Raw genomic sequence first — 22688 nt, 5'->3', positions numbered from 1 at the left:
TGAAGGAAGTTTGCGCGTGGGCGAGGAATGGGCGGTCAAGGCCAGCGGGCTGGTCAAGCGCTTCGGCGACCGGCGGGTCGTCGACGGCGTCGACATCGCCGTGCCGGCCGGTGCGATCTATGGCGTGCTCGGGCCGAACGGCGCGGGCAAGACCACGACGCTGCGCATGCTGCTCGGGATCATCGAGCCCGATGAAGGCCACCGCACGCTGCTGGGCTTCGACAGCCCGCGCGACGCTTCGGATCATGTCGGCTATCTGCCGGAGGAACGGGGACTTTATCCCGCGATGAAGGCACGCGAGGCGATCGCGTTCATGGGCGCGCTGCGTGGTCTCGACTGGAAGACTGGGCGTGCGCGCGCGGTCACGCTGATGGAGGGGGCGGGGCTCGGCCATGCGGTCGACGAGAAGATCCGCAAATTGTCGAAAGGCATGGCGCAACTCGTCCAGCTGCTCGGCTCGGTCGTCCACCAGCCCGATCTGCTCGTGCTCGACGAACCCTTTTCCGGGCTCGATCCGGTCAACCAGGAACGTCTTGAAAAGCTTATCCTTGTCGAGCGCGATCGCGGCGCGACGATCCTGTTCTCGACGCATATCATGAGCCATGCGGAACGGCTGTGCGACCGGCTCGCGATCATCGCCGGCGGCAAGCGCCGGTTCGAAGGCACCGTCGACGACGCGCGCGGCGTCCTGCCCCAGCGCGTCCACTACACCCCGCACCGTCCCGACCCCGCGATCCGCGGCGTGCTGCCCCCCGACGCGCTGCCCGATCGCGACGGCTGGCGGTTCGAACTGCCGGGCGGCGGGATCGAGACGCTGCTGGTGCGGCTGATCGACGCCGGATACGGCATTTCCGGGCTCTCGATCGAACGCCCCGGGCTGCACGAGGCGTTCGTGCGAATCGTCGGCCAGCAGGAGGCGCAGCCATGACCCGCTTCCGCCGCACGCTGCGCCAGACCTTCACCATCGCCCGCCGCGATTTCACCGCGACCGTCTTCACCCCGATCTTCCTGCTCTTCCTGTTCGCGCCGCTGATCATGGGCGCCTTCGGGGCGGTCGGCGGGCTCGGCGCGGCCAGCGTCACCGACGGCGCGCAGGACAAGGCGCAGATCATCGCGATCCTCCCCGCCGCCGAGTCGCGCATGATGGCCGAGGCCGACACGCGGCTGCGCGGCATCTTCCGGCCAGGCGAGGGACCACCCGACCTGACCACGCAGCCGGCCTCCGCCGATCCGGCGGCACAGGCGCGCAACGCCTTCAACCGCAACGATATCGACGCCGCCGCAGTGCTTTACGGCCCGCTCGCGGCGCCACAGATCCTCTATGGTCCACGCGGCGACCGCGCGGCTGGCTATCTCGCCACGCTCGCGCAGACGACGCTGGCGGCGCAACAGGCGGGCGGCACGCTGCCCCGGATCGACGTGACCAAGACCCGGATCACGCGGTCGCGCGGCTCGGTCGGTGGCCAGCATCAGTCCGCCTTCTTCGCGGTGTTCGGGATCTTCTTCCTGACGCTGTTCCTCTCCGGCCAGGTCGTCGGGACGATGGCCGAGGAGCGCAACAACAAGGTGATCGAGGTGCTCGCCGCCGCGGTCCCGCTCGAATCGGTGTTCTTCGGCAAGCTGATCGGCATGTTCGGCGTCGCGGTGCTGTTCGTCGCCTTCTGGGGAACCGTCGTCGGACAGGTCACGACATTGCTTCCCGCAGGCGCGGCGGCGGCGATCGGCGATCTCCGTCCCGCAGTCGGCGGACCGATGTTCGCGCTGCTGTTCGCTGGCTATTTCACCATGGCCTATCTGCTTCTGGGATCAGTGTTTCTCGGCGTCGGCGCGCAGGCCTCGACGATGCGCGAGATCCAGATGCTGTCGCTGCCGATCACGATCCTTCAGGTCGCGATGTTCGGCCTCTCGTCCGCCGCGGTCTCGCGCCCCGGCAGCTGGATCGCGACGCTCGCCGAGCTGTTTCCTCTTTCCTCGCCCTTCGCGATGGCCGGGCACGCGGCCAATTCCCCCGAGCTCTGGCCGCACGTCGCGGCGCTGGCCTGGCAGGCCCTGTGGGTGACGATCTTCATCGTCGTTGGCGCACGACTGTTCCGCCGCGGCGTGCTCCAGTCAGGCAGCGCGCGGCCCTTCTGGCGCCGCGCGAAGCCCCACTGACACAGGTTGTTGACATCGCTGTCAGTACTTGGTCTCCTGCCCGAAAACAGGAGAGTGATGGGTGGCGACGCTTGCAGGCGAAATCACGACGGCTCCGATCAGCGAGCGCGTAACCAACGGGGCGGCAACCGGAAAACACCCGATCGACCCGCTCGATGTCAGTCGCGCGGACCTCTACCGCGACGATGTCTGGCACGCGCCCTTCCGCCACCTTCGCGCGCATGCCCCGGTCCACCATGTCGCGAGCTCGGATTACGGCCCCTATTGGTCAGTCTCGAACTACCGGGGGATCGTCGAGGTCGAGTCGCTGCCCGACCTCTACTCCTCCGAAGCCGGCGGCATCACGCTCGCCGATTTTGACCGCGATCGCGACGTTCGCATGCCGATGTTCATCGCGCGCGATCGCCCGATCCACACCAGCCAGCGCCGCACGGTCGCCCCCGCCTTCACGCCGAGCGAGATGACCCGCATGGCGCCCGACATCCGCCGGCGCACCGCGGAGATCCTCGACGGGCTCGACTGGAACAGGCCGTTCGACTGGGTCGACCGCGTCGCGATCGAACTGACGACGCAGATGCTGGCGATCCTGTTCGATTTCCCCTGGGAGGATCGGCGCAAGCTGACTTTGTGGTCGGACTGGGCGGGCGACATCGAACTCGTCAAGAACGAGGAGACGCGCAAGCAGCGGCTCGCGCATATGTTTGATTGCGGGGCCTATTTCCAGACGCTGTGGAACGCCAAGATCGACCGACCGCCGACCCCCGACCTGATCTCGATGATGATCCATTCGGATGCGATGGCGCATATGGAGCATCACGAATTCATCGGAAACCTGATCCTCCTGATCGTCGGGGGCAACGACACGACCCGCAATTCGATGTCGGCGCTGGCCTATGGCCTCGACGCGTTTCCCGACGCCCGCGCCATGCTCGAAGCGGATCCGGCGCTCATTCCCAACGCCGTGAGCGAGATCCTCCGCTGGCAGACGCCGCTCGCGCACATGCGGCGGACCGCAACGCAAGATACCGAACTGCAGGGCCAGTCGATCAAGACCGGCGACAAGCTCGCCCTTTGGTATCTCTCGGCGAATCGCGACGAAAGCGTGTTCGGCGACGATGCCGACGCGATCCGCGTCGACCGTCCCAATGCGCGGCGTCATCTCGCCTTCGGCCACGGCATCCACCGCTGCGTCGGGGCAAGGCTCGCCGAGATGCAGCTCGCGATCCTGCTCGAGGAAATGGCGAAGCGCCGCATGCGGATCAACGTGGTCGGCGCCCCCACCCGGGTCGCCGCGTGTTTCGTCCACGGCTATCGTTCGCTCCCGGTCGAGATCAGCCGCTACTGACTTTCATCGCCCGCCTCCGCGCGCATCCTGTTCGCGGCAAGGTTCGTACTTATATCATGACCATGACACATACATCGCCCGATCGCCGCACGTTCCTCACGCTCGCCGGCGCCGGCGCGGCGGGCTTTGCCCTCTGGGGCTGTTCGTCGCAGTCCGCCCAGGCCGCGGAGCGCTTCGAGGTCACGCTGAGCGACGCGCAGTGGCGCAAGAAGCTGTCGCCCGACGCGTATAACGTGCTGCGCAAGGAAGCGACCGAGCGGCCCTATTCAAGCCCGCTCAACGGCGAACATCGCGCGGGGATCTTTTCGTGTGCCGGCTGCGCGCTGCCTGCGTTCTCGTCGAAGACCAAGTTCGAGAGCGGGACGGGATGGCCGAGCTTCTGGCAGCCCTTGCCCAATGCGGTGCGGACCCGGGTCGATTCGACGCTCGGGATTGCGCGGACCGAAGTGCATTGCCGACGCTGCGGCGGGCATCTCGGCCATATGTTCGACGACGGCCCCAAGCCGACGGGAAAGCGCTATTGCATGAACGGCGATGCGCTGACGTTCCGGGCGATGGCGGCCCGGTAATCGCTTAACTGGTTCAGCCCGCGTCGTTTACGAGCGTGAAGATGCCGCGCGGGTCGGTCGGGCCATGCTGCACCGTGGCGAGCTGGGCGGCATTGGCGCGCTGCGTCGCGCTGGGCGCGCTGACCATCTGAAGCGACGGCTGGGCGGGGGCGTCGAGCATCTCGCCGCGCGGCGCATGGCCTGAATAGATGAAGCCCTTGGTCGGATAGGCCGAGGTACCGAGATCGCCCTGCGGCCCGTACCAGACCTTGACCATGCTCCAGTCACCCGCGTCGGACACGTCGATCGCGCGGACATTCGTTTCGATCGCACCGCGACGCGACCAGTTGGCATGGGTCAGGAGCACTTCGCGGTCGCTGACGACCTTCGAGACCATCGCGACATGGCCGACGCGCATCCGCGAGGTAGGCGAGAAAGCGAGGACGGCACCGGCCTTTGGTGCATGGCCACGCTCGTAGCGGCCCTCGGCCTGGCTCCACCAGGTGTTCGCATTGCCGCGGATCTCGATGCCCGACACCGAACGGGCAAAGGTCACGCACTGCCAGAACTGGGCCGCTGCCGGTGTGGCCGTCATCAGGCCGCACGATACCACCAGCGCAAAACGCGCTGCTAACGCCTTGAAATTCATCGAGACCCCCCGGTCAAAACCCGTTCGTCCCAGTCTGGCTACGGGAGTGCGGATTTAATTGAAAGGCGTCGCGGAACCATATCCGACGAAGCGTGTTGCCGCGCCGACGAGCCCCTTTTTTAGCCGACCATGCCGCCCTTTTCCGATGTTCTGCCGCTGATGCAGCGGACACGCCCATGCGGGCCGGGATCGTTAGTCCCGCACCCATCAAGAGCGCGCAGGATGACCGGCTTTGCGATGACAGTACGGCGCACCACCTCGTCAAACCACGGCGATTCGAAAAACGGGTTTGCTACGCACGCCGCGCGGCGATACCAGTCGCAAAAATCTCTGGAGGATGTCGCATGGATACGACCACCCTGTTCCGTCTCGACGGCCGCGTCGCGCTGATCACCGGCGGCAGCCGCGGCATCGGCAAGATGATCGCGGCGGGCTTCATCGCGCAGGGCGCGAAGGTCTATATCTCGTCGCGCAAGGCGGATGTCTGCGAAGCCGCCGCGGCCGAACTCGGCCCCAACTGCATCGCGCTGCCGCAGGACGTCTCGACCGTCGCCGGCTGCAAGGCACTCGCGGAGCAGTTCGCCGAGCATGAAAGCCAGCTCGACATCCTCGTCAACAATGCGGGTGCGGCCTGGGGCGTGCCGTTCGAGGAGTTCTCGGAGGTCGGCTGGGACAAGGTCATGGACCTCAACGTCAAATCGCCCTTCTTCCTGACCCAGGCGCTTCACGCCGCACTCAAGGCCTCGGGCTCGCGCGACCGGCCGGCCAAGGTCATCAACATCACCTCGATCGACGGCCAGCGCCTCAACCCGTGGGAAACCTACAGCTATCACGCGTCGAAATCGGCGCTGATCTATCTGACCAAGCGCATGGCCGCGCGGCTCGTGACCGATTCGATCAACGTCACCTCGATCGCCCCCGGTGCATTCGCCAGCGACATGAACAAGGCCGCCCGCGATCACGGCGACGCGGTCGCACAGGGCATCCCGGCCAAGCGGGTCGGTGTCGACGAGGACATGGCCGGTGCCGCGATCTACCTCGCCAGTCGCGCCGGCGATTACGTGATCGGCGAGACCATTACCGTCGACGGCGGCCTCGTCCACGCCTCGCTAGGCACCAGCATCGACGCCTAACCACAACCCCTCTCCCCCCGGGGGAGAGGGAGGGGCCCGCCGCGAAGCGGTGGGAGGGTGAGGGCACGCGCCGCATTCCCGCCACTGCCCTCACCCTCGCACGCTCCGCGCGCTTTCCCTCTCCCCTAAGGGGAGAGGGAGAGTTCACCGAGCAATCCCACCCGCGGCCAGAACCGCCAGCGTCACCAGCTCGCTCGCCGTGCTCGTCATCGGTGCCACCTGCACCGGCTTCTCCATGCCGATCAGCATCGGCCCGATCACCGAATCCCCACCAAGCTCGCGCAGCAGCTTGGCCGAGATATGCGCCGACTGAAGACCCGGCATGATCAGCACGTTCGCCGGCCCCGACAGCCGCGCGAACGGATAGTTCGCCAGCTGCTTCGGGTTGAGCGCCACGTCCGGCGCCATCTCGCCCTCATATTCGAACCCAACCTGACGGCCGTCGAGCACCGTCACCGCATCGCGGATATTGTCGAGCCACTCGCCCTTCGGATTGCCGAAGTTCGAATAGCTCAGGAACGCGACGCGCGGCTCATGCCCCATGCGACGTGCGACCGCTGCGGTCTGCTCGGCGAAATCGGCGAGCTGTTCGGCGGTCGGGCGCTCGTTGACCGTGGTGTCGGCGATGAACACCGTGTGGCTCTGCCCGACAAGCAGATGGATACCGAACGGCGTCTTGCCCGCGGCCGGATCGATCACGCGGTAGATCTGGCGCATCGTCTCGCCATAGGTACGCGTGATGCCGGTGATCATCGCATCGCCCTCGCCGAGCTGCAGCAGCAGCGCACCGAAGATGTTGCGATCCTGGTTCACCATCCGCTCGCAGTCGCGCCGCAGATAGCCGCGACGCTGGAGCCGGGCATAGAGCAGCTCGACCATCTTCGGCACGAGCGGCGAGACGCGGCTGTTGTGCAGCTCGAAGCTCTCGGGATCGGTGACGCCCAGCGCGCGCAACCGGTCCGGCACGTCGTCGCGGCCGACCAGCACCGGCGTACCATAGCCGCCCTCCTTGAACGCGATCGCCGCCCGCAGCACGACCTCTTCCTCGCCCTCGGCGAAGATCACGCGCTTGGGATGCGCCCGCGCGCCCTCATAGGCCATCGACAGCACCGAGGTGGTCGGGTTGAGACGCGCACGCAGCGACTGGCGATACGCCTCGATGTCGAGGATCGGCTTGGTCGCGACGCCCGATGCCATTGCCGCCTTGGCGACCGCGACGGGAACGACCTCCATCAGCCGCGGATCGAACGGCGCAGGGATGATATAGGCAGGGCCGAAGCTGTGGCTGACGCCATAGGCCAGCGCGACTTCCTCGGGCACACGCTCGCGCGCGAGCTCGGCGATCGCATTGGCCGCGGCGATCTTCATCGCGTCGTTGATCCCCGTCGCGCGGACGTCGAGCGCGCCGCGGAAGATGAACGGGAAGCACAGCACGTTGTTGACCTGGTTCGGATAATCCGACCGTCCCGTCGCGACGATCGCGTCGGGACGCGCAGCCATCGCCAGTTCGGGGCGGATTTCGGGCTCGGGATTGGCCATCGCGAAGATGATCGGCGCGGCCGCCATGTCCTTGACCATCTCGGGCTTGAGCGCGCCTGCCGCCGACAGGCCGAGGAACACGTCGGCGCCGACCAGCGCCTCGGTCAGCGTCCGCGCGCTGCTCGTCGTGGCATGCGCCGACTGCCACTGGTTCACATCGTCGCGACCCTGGTAGATCACGCCGGTACGGTCGCACATGATGACGTTGTCGGGCCGCACGCCCATCGCCTTCATCAGCTCGGTGCACGCGATCGCCGCCGCGCCCGCGCCGTTGACGACCAGCTTTATGTCGCCAAGCTTGCGCCCGGTCACGAGGCAGGCGTTGATCAGCCCGGCCGCGCAGATGATCGCCGTGCCGTGCTGATCGTCATGAAATACGGGGATATTCATCCGCTCGCGCAGCGTCTGCTCGATGATGAAGCATTCTGGCGCCTTGATGTCCTCGAGGTTGATGCCGCCGAACGTCGGCTCCATCAGCTCGACCGCATCGATGAAGCGATCGACGTCTTCGGTCTTCAGCTCGATATCGATCGAATCGACGTCGGCGAAGCGCTTGAAGAGTACCGCCTTGCCCTCCATCACCGGCTTCGACGCGAGCGCGCCGAGATTGCCCATGCCGAGGATCGCGGTCCCGTTCGAGATCACCGCGACCAGATTGCCCTTGGCGGTATAGTCATAGGCGGTCGAGGGATCGTCGGCGATCGCCTGCACCGGAATTGCCACGCCGGGCGAATAGGCGAGCGCGAGGTCGCGCTGCGTCGCCATCGGTTTGGACGCAATGATCTCGAGCTTTCCGGGACGGCCTTCCGAATGGAACAGCAGCGCTTCGCGTTCGGAGAACTGGAGATTATTGTCGTCGGACATAAGCGGGGCCTCGGGGGTATCTGCAGGGGGAGCCCCTGCCTTTACGGAACGCGTGGCTGTTCGTCACCCCTTGGGAACCCTTCGCAGCGCTATTGGACGTGCGGACGGTTTTCGCTACCCCGCGCCGATGTCCACTCCCGCCGCCACCCCGATGATGACGCAGTATCTCGGCCTCAAGGCCGAGGCGCAGGATTGCCTGCTGTTCTACCGCATGGGCGATTTTTTCGAGCTGTTCATGGATGATGCGCGCATCGCCGCGGCGGTGCTCGACATCGCGCTGACCGCGCGCGGCGAGCATGAGGGCAAGCCGATCCCGATGTGCGGCGTGCCGGTGCACGCGGCCACCGCCTATCTCCAGCGGCTGATCAAGGCCGGGCACCGCGTCGCGATCGCCGAGCAGGTCGAGAGTCCGGCCGAGGCGAAGGCGCGCGGCGGATCGAAGGCGCTGGTCGCCCGCGCGATCGTCCGCGTCGTGACCGCGGGCACGCTGACCGAGGAAGCCTTGCTCGACGCGCGCAGCGACAATTGGTGCGTGGCGATCGGTGAAGCCGGGGGATCCGTCGCGATTGCCGCAGCCGACGTGTCGACCGGCCGGTTCGAGGTCATCGACGTCGCCGATGACGCGGTCGGGGCCGAACTCGCGCGACTTGCCGCAGCCGAGATCGTCGTCGCCGAGGCGAGCGGTTTTGCAGAGGCCGCCACGACGCTGCGGCCCAGGAGCGATTTCGACAGCGGTGCGGGCGAAGCGCGGCTCAAGCGGATCTACGGCGTCGCGACCCTCGACCGCTTCGGGCAGTTCGGGCGGGCCGCGCTGGCCGCGGCGGGCGGTCTGGTCGCGTATCTCGAACATAATGCGAAGGGCGCGCTGCCCTTCCTGCGGCCGCCGCGAATCGGGCGGGCGGCACAGGTGATGGCGATCGACGCCGCGACGCGGGAAAGCCTCGAACTGACCTGCACCACCGGCGGCGTCCGCAAGGGAAGCCTGCTCGACGCGGTCGATCGTACCGTCACCGGTGCCGGTGCGCGGCTGCTCGGTGCCGATCTTGGCGCGCCCCTGATGGACAAGGCCGCGATCGACGCGCGGCTCGACCTCGTCCGGTTGTTCCATGACGACCAGGCATTGCGCGAACGGTTGCGCGCGACGCTGCGCGCGCTGCCGGACATCGGCCGGGCGCTTGGCCGCCTCGCTGCGGGTCGAGGATCACCGCGCGATCTGGGCCAGTTGCGCGACGGTCTCGACGGCGCCTGGAATCTGGGCGAGCGGCTCGACGCGCTGACCGATCCGCCGCGCCTGCTGAGCGACGTCGCACCGCTGCTGCGCGGGCATGGCAGCCTGATCGACCTGCTCAAGCGTGCGCTCGTACCATCGCCACCGATCGAAGCGTCTGACGGGGGGTATATCGCGGCAGGATATGACGCCGCACTCGACGACCTGCGCGATACCGGCGCTGGGGGACGCCGCGCGATCGCCGCACTGGAGGCCGAGTTCCGCACCTCGACCGGCGTGTCCGCGCTGAAGATCCGGCACAATGGCGTGCTCGGCTATCATGTCGAGGTCCCTGCACGAGCTGCCGATTCGCTGATGAAGCCCGACAGCGGTTTCACACACCGCCAGACGCTCGCAGGTGTCGTACGCTTCAACACGCCCGCGTTGCACGATGTCGCAACGAAAGTGTCGCAGGCGGGTGCGCATGCCACGGCGGCGGAGTCGGCGCATCTCGAGGATCTGACCGCGCGGGCGCTCGCAGGGCGCGAGGCGATCGCCGCGACCGCCGATGCGCTTGCCCGGCTCGATGTCGCCGCCGGTCTCGCCGAGCGCGCAGCCGAGGGGCAATGGTCGCGCCCGATCCTGGTCGACCATGCCTGTTTCGAGATCGAGGGAGGCCGGCATCCGGTCGTCGAGGCCGCCGTCGCCAAGTCTGGCGACCGGTTCGTCGCCAACGACTGCAACCTGTCGGAATCCTCGCGACTGTGGCTCGTCACGGGCCCCAACATGGGCGGCAAGTCGACCTTCCTGCGCCAGAATGCGCTGATCGCGGTCCTGGCGCAGGCCGGAAGCTATGTGCCGGCGACCAAGGCCACGCTGGGTCTCGTCGACCGCCTGTTCAGTCGCGTCGGCGCGTCGGACAATCTTGCGCGCGGTCGGTCGACCTTCATGGTCGAAATGGTCGAAACCGCTGCGATCCTCGCGCAGGCGACGCCGCGCAGCTTCGTGATACTCGATGAGGTCGGTCGTGGCACCTCCACCTATGACGGCCTCGCGATCGCCTGGGCCGTGGTCGAGGCGATCCATGAGGACAATCGGTGCCGCTGCCTGTTCGCCACGCATTATCATGAGCTGACCCGGCTCGCCGAACGCTGCGAGGCGCTGTCGCTGCACCACGTTCGCGCGCGCGAGTGGAAGGGCGAACTCGTCCTGCTCCACGAACTCGCCGACGGGCCGGCGGATCGCAGCTACGGCCTGGCCGTCGCGCGCCTCGCCGGCATGCCGCCGGTCACTGTGCAGCGTGCGAAAGCGGTACTTGCCAAGCTGGAAGCCGGGCGTGCCAAAACTGGCGGTCTGGCGGCGGGGCTGGATGATCTTCCGCTGTTCGCGGCCGCCGCGCAGATCGAGGAGGTGGCGTGCGACGTGCTGCGCGAAGACCTGGCGAAGCTCGACATCGATGCGATGAGCCCACGCGACGCGCTCGACGCGCTTTACCGGTTGAAGGCGCTCGCGACCGAGGGCTGAGCGCAAACCCGGCGAAAACCACTGTATTGCCGATACTTGCCCCCGGCCTGCAATCCCATCGCGCGGCGTCCTAGTATCACATGCAAGACGGATGCTACGCGCCGGCCGAATCATTGGAGCATGGGCTTTGGGCGGACACGGGCACGGGCATGCACACGGGCATGCACACGGGCATGCAGGACATGGGCACGCACATGCACACAGCCATGCTCCGGCATCGTTCGACCGCGCGTTTGCGATCGGGATCGGGCTCAACGTCGTGTTTGTCGCGGTCGAGGCCTTGGTCGGATTGCGGATCGACTCGGTTTCGCTGCTCGCGGACGCCGGGCATAATCTCTCCGACGTGCTGGGCCTGGTCGTCGCCTGGGGCGGGACGATGCTCGCGCGAACCGAGCCGACCAAGCGCTTTACCTATGGGCTGAAGGGATCGACGATTCTTGCGGCGTTGACCAATGCGCTGCTGTTGCTCGTCGCGCTCGGGGCCATCCTGCTCGAGGCGACACAGCGTTTCGCAGACCCAACGCCCACGGCGGGCCTGACCGTATCGATGGTGGCCGGGATCGGCATCGCGGTGAATGCGATCACCGCCTGGATGTTCGCGCGCGGTCGCAAGGGGGACGTCAACATCCGTGGCGCCTATCTGCATATGGCCGCGGACGCGCTGGTATCGGCGGGGGTCGTGATCGCGGGCGTGCTGATCTGGCAGACCGGGATCTCCTGGATCGACCCGGCGGTCTCCATCGTCATCGCGGTCCTGATCTTCTGGCAAACCTGGGGATTGCTGCGTGAGACCGTCGAAATGGCGCTGTCTGCGGTGCCGCGCGGGATCGAATTCGACCAGGTCGACGAGGCGCTATGCACCCTGCCCGGCGTGACGGCGATCCATGATCTGCACATCTGGCCGATGAGCACGACGGAGCCCGTCCTGACCGCGCACCTGATCATGCCGGGCGGCCATCCCGGCGATCCGTTCCTCACCTCCACCCGCACGATGCTGCAGGAGCGTTTCGGGATCGGCCATGCCACGTTGCAGGTCGAGACGGGCGACGGTCAGCCATGCTCGATGACGCGCCACGCAGTGATATGAACCTTTGGGGCGTTGCGCGGGTTATCCTAGTATAGTTCTGGAGTAATACCCGATGAAGAAGCATTTTATCGCCGCGCTGATGTCCATCGCCGTGGTCGCCCCCGGAATGGTGCCCGTTGAAGCGGTTGCACAGCGCCATGACGACCGCCGGGGCCATGACGACCGCCGGAACAACGATTCGCGCCGCGGCAACGACCGCAACTGGCGCGGTGACGATCGCAACTGGGATCCTTCGCGCAGCTATCAGAACGGCAACTACCGCGAGCGTCGTCTCGGTCGCAACGACCGGATCTATCGCGGCAACGATGGCCGGGCCTATTGCAAGCGCAACGATGGCACGACCGGGCTCGTGATCGGCGCACTCGGTGGCGGCGTTCTTGCCAATCTGATCGGCGGCGGCACGCTTGGAACGCTGGCGGGTGCCGGTGGCGGTGCACTGCTCGGACGGTCGGTCGACCGCGGTAACGTCAAGTGCCGCTGAGCTTTTTTGCTCGGTAAACGAAGATGCGGCGGCCGAGCGATCGGCCGCCGTTATTGTGTCTGCCTCAGCCGGTTGAACTTAATAAGCGCGAGCCACCGCAAACTCGACCGCTTCGATCATCGCGTCCTTCGCCTCGCCATTGGCAAAGCCCGCAATCGAATCGATCGCCCGCTGACCATAATGCCGCGCCCGCGCAAACGTGTCGTCGATCGCGCGGGTTGCCCGGATCAGGCGCACGGCATGCTGCAGGTCGGCATCGGTGTCACGACGCCCCTCGACCGCATCCTTCCAGAATTGACGATCCTCGGCCGACCCGCGCGCATAGGCGAGGATCACCGGCAGGGTCATCTTGCCTTCGCGGAAATCGTCGCCCGCATCCTTGCCCATCGTATCCGCATCCGAAACATAGTCGATCGCGTCGTCGACAAGCTGGAAAGCGATCCCGAGGTTGCGGCCATAGGCGTCGAGTGCCGCCTCTTCATTCTCGGGCCGATCGGCCACCACGGCAGCGATTCGGCAGGCGGCAGCGAACAGCGCTGCGGTCTTTGCGCCGATGATGTCGAGATAGCGCTCCTCGCCCAGATCGACGCGGCGGGCCGCCGTCAGCTGGTTGACCTCGCCCTCGGCGATGACCGCGCTGGTCGATGAAAGGATCTTGAGCGCCTTCAGGCTGCCCGCCTCGACCATGAGTTCGAAGCTGCGGCTGAACAGGAAGTCGCCGACCAGCACGCTGGCAGGATTGCCCCAGATGATGTTCGCCGTGCGGTTCCCACGCCGCAGGTCAGAGCCATCGACGACGTCGTCATGCAGCAACGTCGCGGTGTGGATGAATTCGACGGCCGCCGCGAGCAGGTGATGCTGCGTCCCGGCATAGTCCAGCAGCTGTGCACTTGCGAGCGTCAGCATCGGGCGCATCCGCTTGCCCCCGCCCGCGATCAGATGACCCGCCAGTTCGGGGATCAACGGAATATCGGAGGTCATGCGCGCGACGATCACCGCATTGACCTGGTCCATGTCGGTGGTGACGAGCTTGACCATCGGGTCCAGCGAAGGCTGTGGCCCGGGATTCGAACGAGGGGAGTCGAGGCGGTGGACGGTGGCGCTCATCTGCCCGTGCCTCTGACGGTTACGGCCTCGCAAAGCAACCCTTGCCGGCTTGGCAAACCCTCACCAAAAGGCAGGCGACGGCAATAGGTGGAGGTTACACGATGCCCGACGACCTGCTGAGCGGCTATCGCCAGAGCATCGACAACATCGATGCGGCACTGATTCATATGCTTGCCGAGCGATTTAAGGTGACGCAGGCGGTTGGCCGGCACAAGGCGGAGCACGGGCTGCCGGCTGCCGATCCCGGACGTGAGGAGCGTCAGATCGCGCGGTTGCGTCGGCTTGCCGAAGAAGCCCAGCTCGATCCGGAATTCTCCGAAAAGTTTTTGCGGTTCATCATCGACGAGGTGATCCGCCACCACCAGAAACTTTGCCAATGACGCGCTGGGCGGTGGTGGCCGATTGAATGATTCACGGCATCGCCAAGGGCGGCCGACATCCCCGCCAGGCCGCACTTCCCGTATATTTGCGTCAGCACAGCTTTATCGACCTGCACGCGCCGGTCGGTTAGGGGAGCGCGATGAGCTTCCTCCTCGCTATCGAAGGCGCCGACGGCGCCGGTAAGGCCACGGCCTCCGCACTGGTCGTCGACCAGTTGCAGGCCGCCGGGCGCAGCGCCGCGGTCATTTCGTTCCCGCGCTATACGGACACGGTCGGCGGCTGGGCGCTGGGGGCGATGCTCGCGGGCACGTTGCCACGCGGCACGACGCCAAAGGCCGCCGCCGTGCTCTATGGGCTCGACCGGATGGAATCGCGCGATCACCTGATGGCAACGATGGCGGCGAACGACGTCGTCGTGTTTGACCGCTATATCGCGTCGAACATGGCGTATCAGGCGGCGCAGGTGCCCGTCGACGAAGCGGATACGATGATGGCCTGGATCGCGGATCTCGAGACGCGCAGCTTTGCCCTGCCGACGCCTGATCTGTCCGTCTACCTCGATACGCCGGCAGACATTGCACGCGGGCTGATCCGCCAGAAGCGCAAGCGCTCCTATACCGACGATGCGTTCGACGCGTATGAAGCGGATACCGGGCTCCAGGACCGCGTCCGCATCAACTATGCCGCGATGGCGGCGGCAGGGCTGCTGGGCCGCTGGGCGACCGTATCGACGGTCACGGCCGGCGCGTCGCGACCGCCAGCGGACATTGCACGCGATATCGTTGCATTGCTGCGCTGAACGCCCCGGAAGGAGACCGGCATGGCCGTCACCGATATTGCCACGCGTACCTATGATCACGGCTTCAGGCTCGACCCGATCGTCCGCAGCCTGCTTGATACCGATTTCTACAAGCTGCTGATGTTGCAGATGATCCGTCACCTGCATCCCAAGGTGCAGACGACCTTTACCCTGATCAACCGCACGACGAGCGTGCGGCTGGCCGATATCATCGACGAAGGCGAACTGCGCGCGCAACTCGATCATGCGCGTACCGTGCGGTTCGGCAAGAAGGAGCTGATCTGGCTCGCTGGCAACAGCTTCTATGGCCAGGATCGCATGTTTGCGCCCGAGTTCCTGCAGTGGCTCGCCGCCTTCCGGCTGCCCGAATACGAGCTGCGGACCGTCGACGGACAGTTCGAGCTGCGCTTCGAGGGCTGTTGGGCGGAAACGACGATGTGGGAAATCCCCGCGCTCGCGATCATCAATGAATTGCGCGCGCGCGTGGCGGTCCGCGATCGCGGACGTTTCGCGCTCGACGTGATCTATGCGCGTGCGAAGGCCAAATTATGGGACAAGGTCGAAAGGCTGAGGGATCTGCCCGATCTGGTCCTGTCCGACTTCGGCACGCGCCGCCGCCATGGCTTTCTGTGGCAACGCTGGTGCGTCGAGGCGCTCAAGGAAGGGCTTGGCAGCCGTTTCATCGGCACGTCGAACGTCTTGCTGGCGATGGATAACGATCTGGAAGCCATCGGCACCAACGCGCATGAATTGCCGATGGTCTATGCCGCACTGGCCGACGACGACCGGGGGATAGCGGATGCGCCCTACCGGGTGCTCGATGACTGGCGACGCCATTATGGCGGCAATCTGCTGATCGCGTTGCCCGACGCGTTCGGAACGAGCGCCTTCCTCGCCAACGCGCCCGACTGGGTCGCCGATTGGACGGGCTTCCGCCCCGACAGTGCGCCGCCGATCGCCGGTGGCGAAGCGATCATTGCCTGGTGGAAGGCACAGGGTCGCGACCCTAAAACGAGACTGCTGATCTTTTCGGACGGCATGGATGTCGACACGATCGAAGAGACCTATCGGCATTTCCACGGCCGGGTGCGGATGAGCTTTGGCTGGGGGACCAATCTGACCAACGACTTCCGAGGGTGCGACCCCGATGGCATGGCCGGACTCGAGCCGATTTCGCTGGTTGCCAAGGTCACGCAGGCCAATGGACGCCCGGCGGTCAAGCTGTCGGACAATCCAGCCAAGGCGACCGGCGATCCGGGCGAGATTGCCCGGTACCTGCGGATCTTCGGCGACGAGGGCCGCACGAACGCGAAGGTCGCGGTCTAGACCCGTGCGACCGCCCTAAAATGGCCATGCCCTGTCGCCACGGGTAGCGCCCATGGCTGTTTCGCGATTCCCCCTCGGCGCGTCGATTACCCGATCGGGACGCATCGCGCTGCTCTTCGCCGCGCTGCTGCCGCTGACCCCGGCACAGGCCGACCCCGCGGCCTTCGACCTGTCTGGTCCGGCGCTGAACGTCATGGTGACGCACGGTGCGACGAGGTTGCCGATCGGGCAGGTGCCCAATCTCAGCGAAGGCGACCGGATCGCGGTGAGTGCGGATTTACCCCGTGATCAGGGTGTCCATTACCTGCTGGTGGCCGCATTCCTGCGCGGCGCGACCAATCCGCCCCCCAAAAACTGGTTCACGCAGGCCAAGACGTGGGAGCGGAAGAAAAACACTCTCGACCTGACCGTGCCCGCTGGCGCACGCCAGCTGATCCTCTTCCTCGCGCCGGAAACCGGCGGGGGTTATGACTCGATCGTCGACGCCGTCCGCAAACAGCCCGGCGCGTTCGTCCGCGCCTCGCAGGAGCTCAACCAGGCGTCGCTCGACCGCGCGCGGCTCGACACGTTCCTGGACTCGATCCACCGCCTCGAGCGCACGCATCCTGAACGGATCGAGACCGTATCACCCGTCCTGACCCGCAGCCTGTCAATCACGCTCAAGGCCGAATGCCTCGAGCAGGCGATCGATCTCCAGGCGGCCTGCCTGACGCAGAGCCGAAGCTCGCTACTGCTGGCCGACAGTCACAGCGCATCGCTGACCGAAACCCTCGTCGGCGCCCCCACCGATCTGGCCTTGCAACTCGCCGCAACACCCGAGGCCGGATACGGCTATTACAGCTCCTATATCGGTGTCGTTCGCGATCTTGCCCGGATTTTCGGCGCATTCCAGTCGACCCAGTTCCAGTATATCCCCGCCCTCGGCCGCGCGGCAGAGTCGCGCCTGTCGCTGTTGCTGAACGCGGCGCCTTCCTTTGCAAAGCCCAAGTCGGTCATGGTCGCGGCGCTCCCGGCAATCGAGGCGCCCGAGCCGCCGCCGCTGCGCACGATCGCGCCCGGTCGCGCGCTGTGTCGAGCACGAGAGGGTGTACTGCTTCCAGTCGAAGGCGCGCCGCTGATCTATGCAACGCGCTATGCGCATGCGATGGCGGTGCGCGTAACGCGGGCCGACGGCAGCACGCTCGATCTCCCGGTCAGCGCCGATGTCGAACGCGGGGGTTTCCTTCTTGCCGGCCCGGGCAGCGACGGCGGCGACCTGCGAGCCGGTTTTGACGCCACGCTTCACGGCGTATGGGGCTTCACCCCGTTCGACGGTCCACGCTTTCGCATCCAGAGCCCGCGCGCGAACAGCTGGCGCGCGATCGAGGGCACCACGGTGATCGCCGGACGCGATAACAGCCTGACGATCGAGGGCGGAGCCGCCGCCTGTGTCGAGGACATCGCGCTCGCCCGCACGTCCGGCACGACCGAGCCGCTCAAATGGGCCGCATTGCCGGATGGCCGGATCACCGCAACGATCCCGAAGGCGCAGATCGCGGCGGGGCAGGTCAGCCTGCTCGTCCGCCAGCAGGGAATCGCTGACGTCGACACGATCGCCCTGACCGCCTTGACGGAGACGGGGCGGATCGACGCGTTCACGCTGCACGCCGGCGATCTTCATGGTGTCCTGACGGGCACGCGGCTCGACACCGTCGCCTCCCTGAGCGTCGATGGCGCGGTATTCAGCCCTGGTGCGGTGGTACGAACCGGCAAAGCCGACGAACGCGTCATGACGGTCGACACGCCTGCTCCGGTCGCCGCCTGGACCGCAGACCAGGATCGATCGGGGCGGGTGACGCTGAAAGATGGTCGCGTGCTGCCGGTCACCGTGCATGTCGCTCTAGCGCGGCCTTCGGTCACACTCATCGACAAGACCATCGCCCCGGCGGCGCACGCAGCGTCGCTGCCGATCATATTGCCGTCGAGCACCGTCATGCCGCTCGATGCCAGCCTGACCTTTTCGATCCGCGGCGCGGGGGCGACCCGGTTCAGCGGACGCGAACAGGTCGAGATCGCCACGGTCGACGGACGCGCCTCGACCGTCATCGCCGCCGCGAACGGCTACCGCGTCCAGAGCGCACAGGTCGCGATTGCGACGATCGAACCGGCCAGGGCGCTGGGCGTATCGGCCTATGGCCCGCTACGCTACCGCCTGCTGCAAGACGGTGTGGAAAGCGACTGGGCGCCACTCGTCACCCTTGTCCGCCTGCCGACCATCACGGGCGTGACATGCGACAAGGGCGCGCCGCGCTGCCTGCTGACCGGTGACGCGCTGTATCTGCTCGCCGCGGTTGGCGGAGACGCGCAGTTCACCGGCGCTGCGGCAATTCCCGACGGCTATACCGCCAGTACGGTCGCAATTCCGCGTCCGACCGACACGCTGTTCCTCAAGCTGCGCGACGACGATTCAGTCGTTGCGACCGCCAAGCCGAACGTCGCCGACCGCTAGCCCAGCGAGGCGTCGAGCCTTGTCACCGATCCTTTTGCTCACGTGAGAGGCGGGCCATCAGGATCGCGGCGCGCTTGGCCTGACGGCGAATGCTCGCAAGGTCGACCGTCTCCCCCGGTGCGTGATCCCCGCTGCTCGCGGTCCCGAGCCCGATCAGCCCGTCGACATCGCCCGCGACGAACGCAATGTCGCCCGCACCCCGCTTGAGCGGATCGAGCGCTGCCATCTCGGGCAGCCCCATGTCGCGATTGACCAGATTCAACTGGTCGAGCAGCGCGCGATTTCCCACCGTCGGCGGCATGGCGGGATACCCGCTTTCGAACCGGATCGTCGCATTCGTGCCGGGCGCATGCGCCGCGACGATCCGCTCCATCTTCGCACGGACCCGCATGGTCTGATCTTCGCTCAGCGTCCGAAAGTCGCCACGGGCCACCGCGGTTGCAGGGATGATATTGCCCTTGCCCGTCGCGCTCGCCCGGACGCCGTCGCTGTCGAGCGTCGCCGTCGCACCGCCCGCAACCACACCCGTATTGAAGGTCAGGTTGGGTTCGGGCAGATCCTTGCGAAATGCCGCCAGGATCCGGGCCATCTCGTTGATGGCGCCGTCACCATAGGCGTCCGAAAAGATCAGCGACGAATGCCCGGTCTTGCCCGACGTGGTGAGCACCCATCCGTTCGACGACCGCCGCGCGATCGATCCCATGTCGCGACCCTCGACGACCGACAGGCCTTCGAAGTCGAGCGCGATGTCGGCGCGCTTGCCCGCTGCGATCAGATCGCCCCGCGCGATCGCCACCGGGTCGCCCGCATCTTCCTCATCGCCGGTCAGCACGATCTCGATATCGGCGGCGTCCAGCAGACCGGCGGCCTTCATCGCCCGCAGCGCCGACAGCATCACGACGATCCCGCCCTTGTCGTCGCCCGCACCTGGCCCCGTCGCGCTCTCGCCTTCGCGTTCGAACCGTTGAAACGGTGAATCCTGCTCGAAGACGGTGTCGAGATGACCGATGAGCAACAGGCGTTTGGCGCCAGGCTTGCCCGGGTGCCGCGCTATCAGATGTCCCGCCCGCTGCGTCTGTGGCATCGGTTTCCAGGTCACCGCAAAGCCGAGTGGTTCGAGCTCAGCACGGACCATCGCACCGACCTTGGCGACCCCTTCGAGATTCATCGTGCCGCTGTTCTGGTCGACGACCGTCTTGAGCAGCCCGATCGAGCGCTCATGCTCGGCGTCGACGGTCGCAACCGCCCGCATTTCTGCCGGCGTGAGGCGCGCCTGCGCTGCCCCTGCGAGAAGGATACTCCCGACCACCGTCGCGACCCACCAGAATTTCTGTCGTGCCATAAGCGTCTCAACTCCCTTGGCAGCATGAAAGCGGGGTTCGGCCGCCGCGTCCAGTGTCGGGAGATATGGTGGGCGCTGACGGGTTCGAACCGCCGACCTACTCGGTGTAAACGAGCCGCTCTACCAGCTGAGCTAAGCGCCCTCCCGGGATGAAACCCTGAGGTCGGGGTTCGATGCCAAAGCTGCGGCGTCGGGGCAAGCCCCAAAGCGCATGCGTTCAGGCGATCCGCAGCTCGTTGCGCAAGACTGCGCCGAAATAGCCGCGCATTGCGTCGCGCGCGGGCGGCGACAGCGCCATATAGGCGCGGCGGCGATCATGCGGATCGGGCTGACGTTCGAACAGCCCGCTATCGGTCATGCGCGCGATCCAGCGCAACGCCGTCGTCGGCGCGACGGCTGCGGCGATGCACAGGCTCGATACCGACACACGGCGCCGCTCGAGATCGGCGGCGTAGAGATCGAGCAGCATGTCCCAACCCGGATCCTCGAACAGCGTGCCGCCGAAAAATTGGTCGCGAAGCCGCCGCGCGCGGATCGCGCGTCGAATGTCGGTCGCGTCGTGTTGCGTCGCCCCGGGCGCCGCCTGATAGGCGACCGATCGATCGCCGACGATCGCCGGGGGATCGGACGGTCGATCATGATCTGCCTGTGTCAGCCGGGCAAGCGCCTCGGCGATGCGCCCGACCTCCGCGCTCAGGCGCTCGAGCCGGGCCCCGTCGCTCTCACGCGTGACGTCGAAGACCCCGGCGGGCTGGCGCGATCGTTCGATCGCGATCGCCACCGCGGCCACGCATTCGCCGATCCCGGGATCGACGAGCAGCGATGTCGCACCGCCCAGCGTCAGCGCGGTGACCGCGTCGATCTGGTCCGCCCGCAGCGCCACCACCAGCGCAGCATCGGTATCGGCGGCCCAGGCCACGATCTGCGCCATCCGTTCGGCGAGCAGCGGTGCGTTGATCCCCACCGTATCGACCAGAATGATACGCGGTGTCGCGGACCGCTCGAGCGGGACGTGCCAGTCGATCCGGGCCATCAGGCGCCCGCCCAGCGCGTCCAGCGCGGTCGCGAGCCGATCCCCTGCCCCCGCACCGCCAAGGTCCGCAATCAGAACCGCAGCGGCACCGCCATCATAGCGTATGTCCGCCGATAGCGCGTCGATCGCCGTCATTGCCGCATCCCCCGCCAGACGCGATTAGGCCATGGATCGTACCGGAATTACACGCCAAATGGATCGGTTCTCGGCGGATCCGGCGGACAGGCAGACGCCGTCAGTCGAGCGCCTTGACGATGTCTTCGATCATCTTCTTCGCATCCGCCAGAAGCATCATCGTATTGTCGCGGTAGAACAAGTCGTTGTCGACCCCGGCATAGCCGACCCCGCCCATCGACCGCTTGATGAACAGCACGGTCTTCGCCTTCTCGACGTCGAGCACCGGCATGCCATAGATTGGCGACGATTTGTCGGTCTTGGCCGCCGGGTTGGTGACGTCGTTCGCGCCGATCACGAAGGCCACGTCGGTCTGCGCGAATTCGCTGTTGATGTCCTCGAGCTCGAACACGTCGTCATAGGGCACGTTCGCCTCTGCCAGCAGGACGTTCATGTGGCCTGGCATGCGCCCCGCGACGGGGTGGATCGCGTATTTCACGCGCACCCCTTCCGCCTTCAGCTTGTCGCCCATCTCGCGCAGGACGTGCTGCGCCTGGGCGACCGCCATGCCGTAGCCGGGCACGATGACGACCTGTTCGGCCTGGCTCATCAGGAAGGCGGCGTCCTCCGCCGAACCGCGCTTCCACGGGCGGTCGCTGGCGGTCGCGGGGCCGCCGGCATCGGCGGACTGTCCGAACCCGCCGGCGATCACGCTGATGAAGCTGCGGTTCATCGCCCGGCACATGATGTAGCTGAGGATCGCGCCCGACGAGCCGACCAGCGCGCCGGTGATGATCATCGCGGTGTTGTGGAGCGTGAAGCCCATCGCCGCCGCCGCCCAGCCCGAATAGGAATTGAGCATGCTGACGACCACCGGCATGTCCGCGCCGCCGATCGGCACGATCAGCAGGAAGCCGATCACGAAGCTCAGGGCCGTGATCGTCCAGAAGATCCACGGCTCCTGATTGGTGACGAAATAGGCGATCAGCCCGAGGATCGCGGCAAGCAGCGCGATGTTGATGACGTGGCGCCCGGGCAGCATGATCGGCTTGCCGCCCATGTTGCCGTTGAGTTTCAGGAAGGCGATGACCGAGCCCGAGAAGGTGATCGCGCCGATCGCGACGCCCAGCCCCAGTTCGATCCGACTGACCGGCCGAATGATCGCGACCGGATCGCCAAGCAGCGGGATCATCAGGTCCGAGATGCCGAATGCCTGCGGGTTGAGATAGGCCGCAACCCCGACCAGCACTGCGGCAAGCCCGACCAGCGAATGGAACGCGGCGACGAGCTGCGGCATCGCGGTCATCGCGATCCGCCGGGCGGTGACGAGCCCGATCGCGGCACCGATGCCGATCGCGACGACGATCTCCCAGATGCCAACGTTGAGATGCGTGACCAGCGTCGTGACGACCGCGATCGTCATGCCGATCATGCCAAACCGGTTGCCGCGCTGGCTCGTCGCCGGGCTGGACAGACCACGCAGCGCGAGGATGAAGCACATGCCGGCGACGAGATAGGCCAGCGCGACCCAGGGGTTCACGGCTACGTCATGCATCACTCAGTTCCC

The 22688-nt window shown here is 66.5% G+C and carries 18 protein-coding genes and 1 tRNA gene; 12 read left to right on the top strand and 7 right to left on the bottom strand.

The window, feature by feature from the left end; translation table 11 throughout:
* Positions 1 to 10: 10 nt before the first annotated feature.
* From J3A66_RS12440 to msrB, 4 genes are all read left to right on the top strand, one after another.
* Positions 11 to 928: an ATP-binding cassette domain-containing protein gene (locus J3A66_RS12440; RefSeq protein WP_245336812.1), complete on the top strand. Its 918-nt coding sequence runs from the start codon at positions 11 to 13 to the stop codon at positions 926 to 928.
* Positions 925 to 2154: an ABC transporter permease gene (locus J3A66_RS12435; RefSeq protein ID WP_031392875.1), complete on the top strand. Its 1230-nt coding sequence runs from the start codon at positions 925 to 927 to the stop codon at positions 2152 to 2154. Before J3A66_RS12440 ends, J3A66_RS12435 begins: the two co-directional genes overlap by 4 nt.
* Positions 2155 to 2251: 97 nt before the next feature.
* Positions 2252 to 3499, top strand: coding sequence for a cytochrome P450 (locus tag J3A66_RS12430; protein ID WP_209570493.1), 1248 nt, complete (start codon positions 2252 to 2254; stop codon positions 3497 to 3499).
* Between the two features lie 62 nt (positions 3500 to 3561).
* Positions 3562 to 4068, top strand: a complete 507-nt coding sequence (gene msrB / locus J3A66_RS12425) for a peptide-methionine (R)-S-oxide reductase MsrB (protein WP_209570492.1) — start codon at positions 3562 to 3564, stop codon at positions 4066 to 4068.
* A 13-nt stretch (positions 4069 to 4081) separates the two neighbouring features.
* On the opposite strand, the gene J3A66_RS12420 is transcribed toward msrB, so the two are convergent.
* A complete protein-coding gene (locus tag J3A66_RS12420) occupies positions 4082 to 4696 on the bottom strand; it encodes a CHAP domain-containing protein (RefSeq protein ID WP_082451190.1) in 615 nt (204 codons plus the stop codon).
* A 344-nt stretch (positions 4697 to 5040) separates the two neighbouring features.
* On the opposite strand from J3A66_RS12420, the gene J3A66_RS12415 reads away from it, so the two are divergent.
* Positions 5041 to 5829, top strand: coding sequence for an SDR family oxidoreductase (locus tag J3A66_RS12415; protein WP_209569142.1), 789 nt, complete (start codon positions 5041 to 5043; stop codon positions 5827 to 5829).
* A gap of 144 nt (positions 5830 to 5973) precedes the next feature.
* Here J3A66_RS12415 and J3A66_RS12410 read toward each other — a convergent pair whose 3' ends face one another.
* A complete protein-coding gene (locus J3A66_RS12410) occupies positions 5974 to 8232 on the bottom strand; it encodes an NADP-dependent malic enzyme (protein ID WP_031394701.1) in 2259 nt (752 codons plus the stop codon).
* A gap of 151 nt (positions 8233 to 8383) precedes the next feature.
* On the opposite strand from J3A66_RS12410, the gene mutS reads away from it, so the two are divergent.
* From mutS to J3A66_RS12395, 3 genes are all read left to right on the top strand, one after another.
* Positions 8384 to 10963 carry a DNA mismatch repair protein MutS gene (gene mutS, locus J3A66_RS12405; protein ID WP_209570491.1) on the top strand — a complete coding sequence of 860 codons (2580 nt, stop codon included), beginning with the start codon at positions 8384 to 8386 and terminating at the stop codon, positions 10961 to 10963.
* A gap of 91 nt (positions 10964 to 11054) precedes the next feature.
* Entirely contained in the window at positions 11055 to 12050 is a 996-nt protein-coding gene (locus tag J3A66_RS12400) for a cation diffusion facilitator family transporter (protein ID WP_209569140.1), read from the top strand.
* 52 nt (positions 12051 to 12102) lie between these two features.
* On the top strand, positions 12103 to 12531 hold the full coding sequence (locus J3A66_RS12395) for a glycine zipper 2TM domain-containing protein (protein WP_107930762.1): 429 nt from the start codon (positions 12103 to 12105) through the stop codon (positions 12529 to 12531).
* 78 nt (positions 12532 to 12609) lie between these two features.
* Here J3A66_RS12395 and J3A66_RS12390 read toward each other — a convergent pair whose 3' ends face one another.
* Complete coding sequence (locus tag J3A66_RS12390) at positions 12610 to 13638, bottom strand: polyprenyl synthetase family protein (protein WP_056406890.1); 1029 nt, start codon at positions 13636 to 13638, stop codon at positions 12610 to 12612.
* A gap of 101 nt (positions 13639 to 13739) precedes the next feature.
* On the opposite strand from J3A66_RS12390, the gene J3A66_RS12385 reads away from it, so the two are divergent.
* From J3A66_RS12385 to J3A66_RS12370, 4 genes are all read left to right on the top strand, one after another.
* Positions 13740 to 14018, top strand: a complete 279-nt coding sequence (locus J3A66_RS12385) for a chorismate mutase (RefSeq protein WP_031395533.1) — start codon at positions 13740 to 13742, stop codon at positions 14016 to 14018.
* Between the two features lie 140 nt (positions 14019 to 14158).
* On the top strand, positions 14159 to 14818 hold the full coding sequence (locus J3A66_RS12380) for a thymidylate kinase (RefSeq protein WP_209569138.1): 660 nt from the start codon (positions 14159 to 14161) through the stop codon (positions 14816 to 14818).
* 21 nt (positions 14819 to 14839) lie between these two features.
* On the top strand, positions 14840 to 16144 hold the full coding sequence (gene pncB, locus J3A66_RS12375; protein WP_192097974.1) for a nicotinate phosphoribosyltransferase: 1305 nt from the start codon (positions 14840 to 14842) through the stop codon (positions 16142 to 16144).
* 52 nt (positions 16145 to 16196) lie between these two features.
* Entirely contained in the window at positions 16197 to 18632 is a 2436-nt protein-coding gene (locus tag J3A66_RS12370; protein ID WP_209569136.1) for a hypothetical protein, read from the top strand.
* A gap of 22 nt (positions 18633 to 18654) precedes the next feature.
* Here J3A66_RS12370 and J3A66_RS12365 read toward each other — a convergent pair whose 3' ends face one another.
* The 4 genes from J3A66_RS12365 to J3A66_RS12350 all read right to left on the bottom strand — a co-directional run bounded on the left by J3A66_RS12365 (position 18655) and on the right by J3A66_RS12350 (position 22676).
* On the bottom strand, positions 18655 to 19974 hold the full coding sequence (locus J3A66_RS12365; RefSeq protein ID WP_209569134.1) for a M20/M25/M40 family metallo-hydrolase: 1320 nt from the start codon (positions 19972 to 19974) through the stop codon (positions 18655 to 18657).
* 66 nt (positions 19975 to 20040) lie between these two features.
* A tRNA-Val gene (locus J3A66_RS12360) sits at positions 20041 to 20116 on the bottom strand.
* A 75-nt stretch (positions 20117 to 20191) separates the two neighbouring features.
* A complete protein-coding gene (locus J3A66_RS12355) occupies positions 20192 to 21142 on the bottom strand; it encodes a hypothetical protein (RefSeq protein ID WP_209569132.1) in 951 nt (316 codons plus the stop codon).
* Between the two features lie 100 nt (positions 21143 to 21242).
* On the bottom strand, positions 21243 to 22676 hold the full coding sequence (locus tag J3A66_RS12350) for an NAD(P)(+) transhydrogenase (Re/Si-specific) subunit beta (protein ID WP_209569130.1): 1434 nt from the start codon (positions 22674 to 22676) through the stop codon (positions 21243 to 21245).
* Between the last annotated feature and the right edge of the window lie 12 nt (positions 22677 to 22688).

The organism is Sphingomonas sp. PvP018, assembly GCF_017876865.1.
Lineage (GTDB): Bacteria > Pseudomonadota > Alphaproteobacteria > Sphingomonadales > Sphingomonadaceae > Sphingomonas > Sphingomonas aerolata.
Note: the sequence above shows the minus strand (reverse complement) of the source record. Positions and strands in the feature narration are given on the sequence as shown.